The organism is Stenotrophomonas geniculata (assembly GCF_034508895.1).
Taxonomy (GTDB): domain Bacteria; phylum Pseudomonadota; class Gammaproteobacteria; order Xanthomonadales; family Xanthomonadaceae; genus Stenotrophomonas; species Stenotrophomonas geniculata.
Map to the genome: position 1 here is coordinate 1,784,677 of NZ_CP140571.1, position 12,257 is coordinate 1,796,933.

Here is a 12,257-nt window from a genome sequence, read left to right on the forward strand (position 1 = left end):
ATTCGCGCCTTTCCCGCCGCGTGCCTGCACGCGGCCGGTGCCAGCCGATCCTACCGGGCCAGCCATGACCAGTACCGCGCAACTCACTTCGCCCTCTTCCGCCGACCTGCTCGACCGTGATTACACGCTCGACCACAAGTACACCCGCAACGAGGGGCGGATCTATCTGAGTGGCGTGCAGGCGCTGGTGCGGCTGCCGCTGATGCAGCGCCTGCGCGACGCCGCCGAAGGCATCGACAGCGCCGGCTTCGTCAGCGGCTATCGTGGCAGCCCGCTGGGTGGCTTCGACCTGGAACTGTGGCGCGCGCGCAAGCATCTTGAAGCGGCGAAGGTGAAGTTCACCCCGGGCCTGAACGAGGACCTGGGCGCCACCATGGTGTGGGGCACGCAGCAGACCAACCTGTTCCCCGGCGCCAACGTGCAGGGCGTGTTCGGCATGTGGTACGGCAAGGGCCCGGGCGTGGACCGCTGCGGCGACGTGTTCAAGCATGCCAATGCTGCGGGCACCTCGCGCTACGGCGGCGTGCTGGCGCTGGCCGCCGATGACCATGCCTGCCGCAGTTCGACCCTGCCGCACGGCAGCGAAGACGAATTCGTCAGCGCGATGATGCCGGTGCTGAACCCGGCCGGCGTGCAGGACATCCTCGACATGGGCCTGCTGGGCTGGGCGATGAGCCGCTATACCGGGCGCTGGGTCGGCTTCAAGACGATTGCCGAGACGGTGGAATCGTCGGCCTCGGTGCAGGTCGATCCGACGGCACGCCGCATCGTGCTGCCGGAGGACTTCGAGATGCCGTCGGGCGGCCTCAACATCCGCTGGCCGGACCCGCCGCTGGACCAGGAAATGCGGCTGCACCGCTATGCGGTGAAGGCCGCACAGGCGTTCGCCCGCGCCAACGGCGTCGACAAAGTGGTGATGGACGCGCCGCGCGCGCGGCTGGGCATCGTCACCACCGGCAAGAGCTACCTGGACGTGCTGCAGGCGCTGGAATACCTGGGCCTGGATGAAGCCGCATGCGCTGACATCGGCATCCGCGTGTACAAGGTCGGCATGACCTGGCCGCTGGAACCGCAGGGCATCGCGCGCTTCGCGCAGGGCCTGGAAGACATCATCGTGGTGGAGGAGAAGCGTGCCTTCATCGAGCGCCAGATGAAGGAACAGTTCTTCAACTGGCCGGCCAGCTGGGGCCAGCGCCCGTCCATCGTTGGCAAGTACGACGAGAGCGGCGAATGGATCCTGCCGTCCACCGGTGAACTGACGCCGGCCACCATCGCCGGCGTGATCGGCCGCCGCATCCAGAAGTTCTTCAACAACGAATCGATCGAGCAGCGCCTGCAGTGGATGCAGGAGAAGGAAGCCGAGCTTGCGTTGCCGCGCGCCAGCTTCCCGCGCGTGCCGCATTACTGCTCGGGCTGCCCGCACAACACCTCCACCCAGGTGCCGGAAGGCTCGCGTGCGCTGGCCGGCATCGGTTGCCATTACATGGTGACCTGGATGGACCGCAGCACCGATACCTTCACCCACATGGGTGGCGAAGGCGTGACCTGGGCCGGGCAGGCGCCGTTCACCGACACCCCGCACGTGTTCCAGAACCTGGGCGACGGTACCTACTTCCACAGCGGTTCGCTGGCGATCCGCCAGGCGGTCGCGGCCGGCGTCAACATCACCTACAAGATCCTCTACAACGACGCGGTGGCGATGACCGGCGGCCAGCCGGTGGACGGCCCGCTGAGCGTGCCGGACATCGCAAAGCAGATGCGCGCCGAAGGCATCCACACCATCGTGGTGCTGTCGGACAACATCGGCAAGTGGACCGGCCAGCGCGAGCACTTCCCCAGCGATGTCGAGTTCCACGACCGCAGCGAACTGGACGAAGTGCAGAAGCGCCTGCGTGAAGTGAAGGGTGTTTCGATCCTGATCTACGAACAGACCTGCGCCACCGAGAAGCGCCGCCGCCGCAAGCGCGGCAAGCTGGAAGACCCGCAGAAGCGCGTGCTGATCAACTCGCTGGTCTGCGAAGGCTGCGGCGACTGCGGCAAGAAGAGCTTCTGCGTGTCGGTGCTGCCGAAGGAAACCGAGTTCGGGCGCAAGCGCGAGATCGACCAGTCCAACTGCAACAAGGACTATTCCTGCGTGAATGGTTTCTGCCCGAGCTTCGTCACCGTGCACGGTGGCCAGCCGCGCAAGGGCAGCAAGCGTGATGCCTCCACGCTGCTGGACAACCTGCCGGCGCCGACCATCCGCAGCACCCTGGAACAGCCCTGGAACATCCTGATCACCGGCGTGGGCGGTACCGGCGTGGTGACTATCGGCGCGCTGCTGGGCATGGCCGGCCACCTGGAAGGCAAGGGCGCGACCGTGCTCGACCAGACCGGCCTGGCGCAGAAGGGGGGCGCGGTGACCACGCACATCCGCATCGCCCGCCGACCGGACGACATCCACGCCGTGCGCATCGCCGCCGGTGAAGCCGACCTGGTGCTGGGCTGCGACATGGTGGTGGTCAACGACTACTGGGCGCTGTCGAAGGTGCGTGCCGGCCGTTCGCAGGTGGTGCTGAACACCTACGAAGCGATGCCGGGCACCTTCACCACCCGCCCGGACATGCAGTTCCCCGCCGCCGACATCGTGGCCGGTGTGCGCGTGGCGCTGGGGGGCGAGGAACCGCTGCTGCTCGATGCCACCCAATTGGCCACCGCGCTGCTGGGCGACGCCATCGCCGCCAATCTGTTCATCCTCGGCTACGCGTGGCAGCAGGGCCTGGTACCGCTGTCGTTCGAGTCGCTGATGCGCGCCATCGAACTCAACGGCGCCGCCGTGGCGATGAACCAGCAGGCCTTCGCCTGGGGTCGACTGGCCGTGGTCGACCCGCAGGCCGTGCAGCAGGCCGCCGGCCTGGTGCGCAACCGCCACACCGATACCGAATCCACCCCGGGCCCGCTGCACCCGCTGCCGCCGGGCGAGTGGGAAGGCAACGAATGGGGTGCCACCGCCGCACCGCGCAACACCGGCGACGAACGCGAACTGCGTGGCCTGCCCTCGCATGGCGGCGACGTGGCCTTCCTGCCGCTAGACGACGCGCGCCTGTCGCGTTCGCTGGACGAAATGATCGAGCGTCGCGCCGCCTTCCTGGTCGAGTACCAGGATGCCGCCTATGCCAACCGCTACCGCAGCCTGGTCGAGCGCGTGCGCGCCGCCGAAGCCGACCGCATCGGTGGCTCCACCGCGCTGACCGAAACCGTGGCCCGCTACCTGTTCAAGCTGATGGCCTACAAGGACGAGTACGAAGTGGCCCGCCTGTACACCAGCGGCGACTTCCAGCGCCGCCTGCAGCAGCAGTTCGAGGGCGACTACCAGCTGCGTTTCCACCTGGCACCGCCGCTGTTCGCCAAGAAGGACGAGCAGGGCCGGTTGCTGAAGAAGGAATACGGCCCGTGGATGTTCAAGGCCTTCGGCCTGCTGGCGAAGCTGAAGTTCCTGCGTGGCGGCCGACTCGACGTGTTCGGCCGCACCGAGGAACGCCGCATGGAGCGCAAACTGATCGGGGATTACGAGGCGACCGTGCAGGTGCTGCTGGATGGACTGGATGACGATCGCCTGGCGCTGGCGGTGGAGATCGCCAGCGTGCCCGAGCACATCCGCGGCTTCGGCCACGTCAAGGAAGCGCATTTCGCGCAGGCCAAGGCACGGGAAGCGGCGCTGCTGGCGCAGTGGCGCAATCCGAAGGCGCTGCACATCGTGCAGGTGGCTTGAAGGTAGTGCTGGCCGCTGGCCGGCATTGCCCTGCAGCACGCTTCCCTCGGCGACAGTGCCAACGAACGTTGACATTCCGAGTTTAGTCAGCGTTCGTTGACATTTTCCAAAATGCCAACGAACGCTGATATTTTGCTTAAATGTCGGCGAGCGCATACATTTGTGAAATGAGCGTTCTCCGAACTTCCCGAGACTTGGGCGCGGTCATCCGCCAACGTCGCAAGGCACTGCGCTGGGACCAGGCGCAGCTGGCCGAGCGCGTGGGAGTGAGCCGGCAGTGGGTCATCGAAATGGAGAAGGGCAAGCCCCGGGCCGAACTGCAACTTGTGCTGCGGACGGTGAATGTCCTCGGCCTGGTACTGGGCGTTGGTAACGTCGAGGGCGAGGCATCCGTTGCTGATTCGTCGGAAATGCCTCTAGCGCTGCCCGATATCGACACTATCGTGGATAGCAACCGACTGTACCCGGATGAACGTCGCAAGGCAGTTCTGCCGGTCGATCGTCGTAACCGCAGCAAGGATCTCTGAAAGCCTCTTCTCCCTGGACACCGCGCTTCCGGCATGGACCTCAACGTACTCCTTTCCAACAGAGTGGCTGGATACCTGGGGCAGGATGCACATGGGCATCCAACGTTCCGTTACGCGGACAGTTGGCGCCAGACGCCGGGGGCCTATCCCTTGTCTCTCGCACTTCCGTTGGCGCAGGACAGTGCTCCCAGCGCGACGCTTTCCGCAGTGCTGTGGGGATTGCTTCCGGACAACGAAGCACTGCTGCAACGATGGGCCTCGCGATTCCATGTATCAGCCCGCAATCCGATCGCACTGCTGTCCCGCGTGGGTGAGGACTGCGCGGGAGCCGTCCAGTTTGTGAGAAGTGAACGGCTAGCGGCCGTCATTTCAGGCGAGAGCGACAGGCAGGAGCCACTGTCCACGCATGAAATCGCCCAGCGCCTGCAGCGTGTACAGGTGGACCAAGCCGCAGCACGGCGACTCGATGATGTCGGCCAGTTCAGCCTAGCCGGGGCGCAAGCCAAGATCGCCCTGTTACAGCGCGACGATGGGGGCTGGGAGATTCCCGCCGGCCGTGTTCCAACGACCCATATCCTCAAGCCACCCAGCGGCGACTACGACGGATTCGTTGAAAATGAGGTGTTCTGCCTACGTCTGGCCAGACAACTTGGCATGTCGGCCGCGTTTGCTGAAATGATCTGCGTGGAAGACGCACAGGCAATTTCCGTAAGGCGATACGACCGCATACGTACGGCGACTGGATGGCAGCGTGTGCACCAGGAAGACTTTTGCCAAGCTCTGGGCGTGATGCCCCACATCAAGTACCAGAATCAGGGCGGACCTGGTCCTGCCGATCTCGCACGAGTGCTATGGGACCACTCCAGTCAACCGCGGTCGGATGTCGAGGCACTGCTACAGGCACTGCAGTTCAACTACCTCATCGGCGGCACGGATGCGCACGCGAAGAATTATTCGCTGCTGATAGGCGCCCAGGGAAGGGCCCGCCTTGCCCCTCTGTACGACATATCGAGCGCACTGCCCTACGCCGAACTTCAGCGCCGCAAGATCAAGATGGCAATGAGGATCGGCAGCCATTACCGCTGGTGGGACATCCGCTTGATGGATTGGCGGTCTACCGCTGAGGCAATGAGACTTGACGCAGACAAGGCACTGTCTGGATTGTTCGACATGGCCACCCAACTTCCCGCGCTCGCGCGGAAGTCGCATGCGGACCTCCACGCGGAGGGACTTCGTCACCCGGTACTGAACCGCTTGCTTGATGCCATCGATATGAGCTGTCAGCGCTGCCTGCGGCAGTTTGAACAACCCGCAACCTGATCACCCTAACCGCCACAGCAGCAGCCGGTTGTTGGCCGGCATCGCCACGTCGCGCAGGCGGGTGAAGCCATTGTCCGCAGCCAGCGCATGCACGGCTTCCACATCGCGGATGCCGCTGCGCGGATCACGCGCCTTCAGCCAGGCATCGAACTGCGCGTTGCTGTCACTGGTGTAGCGGCCACCGTAGTTGAACGGCCCGTAGACCGCCAACAGCGCACCGTGACGCAACAGTGGCGGCAGCGCGCCGAACAGTGCCTGCACGTGTTCCCAGCTCATGATGTGCAGCGTGTTGGCGCTGAATGCGGCATCGAACGAGCTGCCCTCCGGCAGGGTCAGGCCCGCTGCCGGCGGCAGTTCCACCTGCAGCGCCACGGGCGGCAGCAGGTTGAGCAGCGCCGCCTCGGCGCGCCACGCCTCGATGCCAGGCAGATGGTCCGGATGATCGCTGGGCTGCCAGCGCAGCCACGGCCAGCGCTCGGCGAAGAAGGCCGCATGCTGGCCGGTACCGCTGCCGATTTCCAGCACCCGGTGGCGATCGCCCATCCAGGGGTCGAGTGCGGTGGCGATCGGTTCGCGGTTGCGCTCGCAGGCTTCTGAATACGGCTTGCTCGACATCAGGGACGGTGTCCAGGCGGGGTCAGCCCCATTGTGCACGAGGGGGTGTTGCTCAGCAGGGCGGCGCCCTGCACCCGCCGAAGCAACGGCAACAGCAACAGCGGGCTTCCTGTGGGATTGCGGGGTGGGTCCGGTTGCGGGGGACGCCGTAAATCCGTCCATGGAGGCTCGGTCGCCGCATCCATGCGGCTCACGCCCCCGCAACCGGACCCACCCCGCCTTCGACAGGTTCCAGTGGTCTGTTGGAACGGCTCTTGGGGTCAGATCCGTTTACCGCAGGAAAACGGATCTAACCCCGGATTCATTTCGATATCTGACAGATTGTGTCGACCAAGGTCGACACCCACCAACAGCACACGGAATCTGTCGAAGGTGGGGCGGTGTCGGATTGCGGGGTGTCAGCCGCATGGATGCGGCTGCCAAGCCTACACGGACGTACTTGCGGCGTCCCCGCAATCCGACACCGCCCCGCCAACCCACGGAATGCCGCTCTGGCTCTGGCTTTGGCCGTTGCCGTTGCATTGAGCAGGTGCAGGGCTGCAAGCCCTGCCGAAACCCTCCCAACCATGACTGCAGTCACTTGCCCGGTGGCGCCGCACTGGCGAAAGTCGAGAAGTTGACGTGATCGGCTCGACCCATTGTCGGCCGCACGCAAGCGAGAGAGAGAAACGCTGTGCAACGACGTGAGTTCCTGGCTTTTTCCGGTCTGGGCCTGGCGGGCCTGCTGCTGCCGCATTCCCGCGCCATCGCCGCCGAGCAGCTGCTCGCACCGGTCGATACCGCCCAGCGCCGGCGCCTGGCGGACGTGGCGCTCGCCGCCGCGCGCACCGCCAAGGCCAGCTACTGCGATGTCCGCATCGGCCGCTATCTCAACCAGTCGGTCATCACCCGCGAACACCAGGTCGGCAACGTGACCAACCGCGAATCGTCCGGCGTGGGCGTGCGGGTGATCGTCAATGGCGCCTGGGGCTTCGCCGCCACCCACCAGCAGACCGAGGCCGCCGTGCGCGCTGCGGTCGAGCAGGCGGCGGCGATCGCCCGCGCCAACGCCGGCATCCAGACCCGGCCGGTGCAGCTGGCGCCGACGCCGTCGGTGGGTGAGGTCCGCTGGCAGACGCCGGTCCGCAGGAACGCGATGGCGGTGCCGATCCAGGACAAGGTCGAGCTGCTGCTGGCGCTCAACGCCGCCGCGCTGAATGCGGGCGCCGACTACATCAATTCCACCCTGTTCCTGGTCAACGAACAGAAGTACTTCGCTTCCAGCGACGGCTCGTTCATCGACCAGGACATCCATCGCATCTGGCTGCCATTCACCGCCACTGCCATCGACAAGGCCAGCGGCAGGTTCCGTACCCGCGCCGGCCTCTCCTCGCCGATGGGCATGGGCTACGAGTTCCTTGATGGCGATGCGAGTGGCAAGGTCCAGCTGCCCGGCGGCATCACCGCCTACCGCGATTCCTACGACCCGGTCGAAGACGCCATCGCCGCCGCCCGCCACGCGCGCGAGAAACTGAAGGCACCGTCGGTGAAGCCCGGCAAGTACGACCTGGTGCTGGACCCGTCCAACCTGTTCCTGACCATCCACGAGAACGTCGGCCACCCGTTGGAGCTGGACCGCGTGCTCGGCTACGAAGCCAACTACGCCGGTACCAGCTTCGCCACGCTGGACAAGCGCGATGCCGGCTTCCGCTGGGGCAGCGACATTGTCACCTTCTTCGCCGACAAGACCCAGCCGGGCAGCCTCGGTGCGGTCGGCTACGACGATGAAGGGGTGAAGACCCAGCGCTGGGACCTGGTGCGCGACGGCATCCTGGTCGACTACCAGGCCACCCGCGATGAAGCCCATATCCTCGGCCGCGATGCGTCGCACGGCTGCAGCTATGCCGACTCCTGGTCCAGCGTGCAGTTCCAGCGCATGGCCAATGTCTCGCTGGCACCGGGCAAGCAACCGCTCAGCGTCGCGGACATGATCAAGGACGTGGAGAACGGCATCTACATCCATGGCCGCGGGTCGTATTCGATCGACCAGCAGCGCTACAACGCGCAATTCGGCGGCCAGCTGTACTACCAGATCAAGGACGGGAAGATCGCCGGCATGGTCGAGGACGCGGCCTACCAGATCCGCACGCCGGAATTCTGGAACGCCTGCACCGCCATCTGCGATGAACGCGATTTCCGCCTGGGCGGTTCGTTCTTCGATGGCAAGGGCCAGCCCGGCCAGGTCTCGGCGGTCTCGCACGGTTCGTCCACCACCCGCTTCAACGGCATCAACATCATCAACACCGCGCGCAGTCTCGGCGCTTGAGCCACCCATCCTTCGACATGGAGAGCAGCCTTGCAAAGACGTGACTTCCTGGCCCTGACCGGGCTTACCGCGGGTGGGCTGATCGTGCCCTCCTTCTTCGGCAAGGCGATTGCCGCCGAACAGCTGCAGAGCACGCTGGACCTGGGGCTGAAGAAGCGCCTGGCCGACGCCGCCCTGCAGGCCGCACGCAGCGCTGGCGCCACCTACTGCGACGTACGCATCGGCCGCTACCTGCGGCAGTTCGTGATCACCCGCGAGGACAAGGTGCAGAACGTGGTGAACACCGAGTCCACCGGCGTGGGCATCCGCGTGATCGTCAACGGTGCCTGGGGCTTCGCGGCTACCAATGCGCTGGGTACGGCCGATGTGGCCAGGGCCGCGCAGCAGGCCGCGGCGATCGCCAAGGCCAATGCCGGCGTGCAGACCGCACCGGTGCAACTGGCCAAGGCGCCGGGCGTGGGTGAGGTGAGCTGGCGCACGCCGATCCGCAAGAATGCGATGGAGGTGCCGATCAAGGACAAGGTCGGGCTGCTGCTGGACGTCAACGCTGCGGCGATGGGTGCCGGTGCCAGCTTCGTCAACTCGATGCTGTTCCTGGTCAACGAGCAGAAGTACTTCGCCTCCACCGATGGTTCCTACATCGACCAGGACGTGCACCGCATCTGGGCACCGATGACAATCACCGCCATCGACAAGTCCAGCGGCAAGTTCCGTACCCGCGAAGGCCTGTCCTCGCCGATGGGCCTGGGCTACGAGTACCTGGACGGCGCCGCCAGCGGCAAGGTGCTCACGCCCAACGGCGTGGTGAACTACGGTTCGTCCTACGACATGAAGGAAGACGCCATCGCGGCGGCCAAGCAGGCGCAGGAGAAGCTGAAGGCGCCGTCGGTCAAGCCCGGCAAGTACGACCTGGTACTCGATCCGTCGCATACCTGGCTGACCATCCATGAGTCGATCGGCCATCCGCTGGAGCTGGACCGCGTGCTCGGCTACGAGGCCAACTACGCCGGCACCAGCTTCGCCACCCTGGACAAGCGCGAGCAGCGTTTCCAGTACGGCAGCGAGCTGGTCAACATCTTCGCCGACAAGACCCAGCCGGGCAGCCTGGGCGCGGTCGCGTATGACGACGAAGGCGTGAAGTGCAAGCGCTGGGACCTGATCAGCGACGGCAAGCTGGTGGATTACCAGACCATCCGCGACCAGGCCCACATCCTCGGCAAGACCGAATCCGACGGCTGCTGCTACGCCGACTCGTGGTCCAGCGTCCAGTTCCAGCGCATGGCCAACGTGTCGATGGCACCGGGCAAGAAGCCGCTGAGCGTGCCGGACCTGATCAAGGACGTGGAGAACGGCATCTACATCATCGGTGACGGTTCGTTCTCGATCGACCAGCAGCGCTACAACGCGCAGTTCGGCGGCCAGCTGTTCTACGAGATCAAGAACGGCCAGATCACCCGCATGCTGGAAGACGTGGCCTACCAGATCCGCACGCCGGAGTTCTGGAATGCCTGCACCGCCGTGGCCGACGAGCGTGACTACCGCCTGGGCGGTTCGTTCTTCGACGGCAAGGGCCAGCCGGGGCAGGTCTCGGCGGTCTCGCACGGTTCGTCCACCGCGCGCTTCAACGGCATCAACGTCATCAACACCGCACGCAGCCTCGGCTGATCGGTCAGGAGCCCTTACACCATGAGTATCTTCACCGAAGCCCAGGCCAAGGCCATCCTCGACAAGGTCATCGCCCTGTCCAAGGCCGACGAATGCACCGCCGTGCTGGCCGGCGCGATCAGCGGCAACATCCGTTTCGCGCTGAACAATGTCTCCACCAGCGGCATCGTCGACAACACCGAGCTGGCAGTCACCGTCGCCTTCGGCAAGCGCGTCGGCACGGCCTCGATCAACGAGTTCGACGATGCCGCGCTGGAACGCGTGGTGCGTCGTGCCGAGGATCTGGCCCGGCTGGCGCCGGAGAATCCGGAGTTCATGCCGGCCATCGGCAAGCAGAGCTACCGCGCCAGCCCGACCTTCAGCGAGTCCACTGCAGCGATTGATCCGGCCTTCCGCGCCAAGGTCGCCGCCGATTCGATCGCTCCTTGCCGTGGCCACGGCTTGATCGCCGCCGGCTTCCTCGAAGACGGCCAGGGCTTCCAGGCCACCGCCAACAGCAACGGCAACTTCGCCTACCAGCGCACGACCAACTTCGACTACACCTGCACCGTGCGTACCGAAGATGGCCGTGGTTCGGGCTGGGTTGGCCGCAATCTGAAGGATGCCGCCGACTTCAAGGCCGACCAGGACATCCGCATCGCCATGCGCAAGGCCACCGAATCGGCCGAAGCCAAGGCGCTGGAACCGGGCAAGTACACGGTGATCCTGGAGCCCGCCGCAGCCGCGGGCCTGATCAGCTTCATGATGAACTTCTTCAGTGCACGCTCGGCCGATGAAGGCCGCAGCTTCCTGTCGAAGAAGGGCGGCGGCAACAAGCTGGGCGAGCAGGTCTACGACCCGCGCGTGACCATGATCGCCGACCCGTGGCATCCGGAGGCGCCGGTGCTGCCGTGGGACAACGAAGGCCTGCCGCGCGAACGCATGGCCATCATCGAGAACGGCAGGATCGCCAACCTGGACTACTCGCGCTTCTGGGCGCAGAAGCAGGGCAAGACCGCCAAGGCTACGCCGGGCAACCTGCTGATGAGCGGTGGCGACAAGAGCACCGCCGAGCTGGTGCGCGGCACCCAGAAGGGCATCCTGGTCACCCGCACCTGGTACATCCGCATGGTCGACCCGCAGACCGTGCTGCTGACCGGCCTGACCCGCGACGGCACCTTCTACATCGAGAACGGCCAGATCAAGCACCCGGTGAAGAACTTCCGCTTCAACGAGTCGCCGGTGATCATGCTCAACAACATCGAAGAGCTGGGCAAGCCGGTGCGCGTGGCCGGTGATGAGTCCAGCTACGTGATGATGATCCCGCCGATGAAGCTGCGCGATTTCACCTTCACCTCGCTGTCCGACGCGGTCTGATGGATCGCCGGGCCTGCCTGCGCTGGTTGGCCGCTGCCGCTTCGGCGGCGGCGCTGCCGGCCTTCGCGCAGGCAGGCCCGCGCAGTTCGCGCTACGACTTCTGGTTCACCCGCCTGCAGTACGACTCCGGCGACTGGGACGTGGACGCGCGCATGCCGTCCAACCTGATCACCTCGCTGATCGACTACACCTCGCTGCGCGTGGACCCGCAGGAACACGTGGTAGCGCTGGCCGACCCGCGCATGCTGGAAGCACCGTTCTGCTACCTGGCCGGGCACACGCTGGTGGAGTTCAACGCCGCCGAGCGGCAGAACTTCGTGCGCTATGTGCGTAATGGCGGCTTCGTCTTCGTCGACGACTGCAACCATGACATCGACGGCCTGTTCGCCACCTCATTCGAGGCGCAGATGGGTCGCCTGTTTGGTCCGAAGGCACTGCAGAAGCTGCCCAACAGCCACGCGCTGTACCGTAGCTTCTTCCGCTTCCCCGATGGCCCGCCCGCCACCAGCTTCGAACTCAACGGCTGGGGCGACGACCTGGTGCACGACTACCTGAAGGGCATCGAGGTCGACGGCCGCCTGGGCCTGCTCTACAGCAACAAGGACTATGGCTGCGAGTGGGACTACGACTGGCGCAACAAGCGCTTCCTGGCCGAGGACAACACCCGCTTCGGCGTCAACATCGTGATGTACGCGTTGAACAATTGATAGGACCTGCA

8 protein-coding genes are annotated in these 12,257 nt (G+C 65.4%); 7 read left to right on the forward strand and 1 reads right to left on the reverse strand.

All coding sequences use genetic code 11. The annotated features are described in order from the left end of the window. Window positions 1-64 precede the first annotated feature (64 nt). The 3 genes from RI032_RS08405 to RI032_RS08415 all read left to right on the forward strand — a co-directional run bounded on the left by RI032_RS08405 (window position 65) and on the right by RI032_RS08415 (window position 5,598). A complete protein-coding gene (locus tag RI032_RS08405; RefSeq protein ID WP_322548125.1) occupies window positions 65-3,751 on the forward strand; it encodes an indolepyruvate ferredoxin oxidoreductase family protein in 3,687 nt (1,228 codons plus the stop codon). A 167-nt stretch (window positions 3,752-3,918) separates the two neighbouring features. Then, window positions 3,919-4,278, forward strand: a complete 360-nt coding sequence (locus RI032_RS08410) for a helix-turn-helix transcriptional regulator (protein WP_197657444.1) — start codon at window positions 3,919-3,921, stop codon at window positions 4,276-4,278. A 33-nt stretch (window positions 4,279-4,311) separates the two neighbouring features. Then, window positions 4,312-5,598, forward strand: coding sequence for a type II toxin-antitoxin system HipA family toxin (locus tag RI032_RS08415; protein WP_197657443.1), 1,287 nt, complete (start codon window positions 4,312-4,314; stop codon window positions 5,596-5,598). On the opposite strand, the gene RI032_RS08420 is transcribed toward RI032_RS08415, so the two are convergent. Then, a complete protein-coding gene (locus tag RI032_RS08420) occupies window positions 5,599-6,213 on the reverse strand; it encodes a DUF938 domain-containing protein (RefSeq protein ID WP_241885773.1) in 615 nt (204 codons plus the stop codon). A 673-nt stretch (window positions 6,214-6,886) separates the two neighbouring features. Here RI032_RS08420 and RI032_RS08425 point away from each other — a divergent pair. Genes RI032_RS08425 through RI032_RS08440 form a run of 4 tightly spaced genes read left to right on the forward strand, consistent with a single transcriptional unit; the run spans window position 6,887 to window position 12,246 of the window. Then, window positions 6,887-8,518, forward strand: a complete 1,632-nt coding sequence (locus RI032_RS08425) for a TldD/PmbA family protein (protein ID WP_162292575.1) — start codon at window positions 6,887-6,889, stop codon at window positions 8,516-8,518. Window positions 8,519-8,548: 30 nt separating this feature from the next. Further along, window positions 8,549-10,183 (forward strand): TldD/PmbA family protein, encoded by a 1,635-nt coding sequence (locus RI032_RS08430; protein WP_010487267.1) that lies wholly within the window; start codon window positions 8,549-8,551, stop codon window positions 10,181-10,183. 21 nt (window positions 10,184-10,204) lie between these two features. Next, on the forward strand, window positions 10,205-11,539 hold the full coding sequence (locus RI032_RS08435) for a TldD/PmbA family protein (RefSeq protein WP_312250157.1): 1,335 nt from the start codon (window positions 10,205-10,207) through the stop codon (window positions 11,537-11,539). Next, entirely contained in the window at window positions 11,539-12,246 is a 708-nt protein-coding gene (locus RI032_RS08440; RefSeq protein WP_012509667.1) for a DUF4159 domain-containing protein, read from the forward strand. Before RI032_RS08435 ends, RI032_RS08440 begins: the two co-directional genes overlap by 1 nt. Window positions 12,247-12,257 lie beyond the last annotated feature (11 nt).

Bases quoted from the DNA above. Each gene is read 5' to 3' on its own strand.
- RI032_RS08405 (WP_322548125.1), top strand. From the start codon at position 65: ATGACCAGTACCGCGCAACTCACTTCGCCCTCTTCCGCCGACCTGCTC.
- RI032_RS08410 (WP_197657444.1), top strand. From the start codon at position 3,919: ATGAGCGTTCTCCGAACTTCCCGAGACTTGGGCGCGGTCATCCGCCAA.
- RI032_RS08415 (WP_197657443.1), top strand. From the start codon at position 4,312: ATGGACCTCAACGTACTCCTTTCCAACAGAGTGGCTGGATACCTGGGG.
- RI032_RS08420 (WP_241885773.1), bottom strand. From the start codon at position 6,213: ATGTCGAGCAAGCCGTATTCAGAAGCCTGCGAGCGCAACCGCGAACCG.
- RI032_RS08435 (WP_312250157.1), top strand. From the start codon at position 10,205: ATGAGTATCTTCACCGAAGCCCAGGCCAAGGCCATCCTCGACAAGGTC.
- RI032_RS08440 (WP_012509667.1), top strand. From the start codon at position 11,539: ATGGATCGCCGGGCCTGCCTGCGCTGGTTGGCCGCTGCCGCTTCGGCG.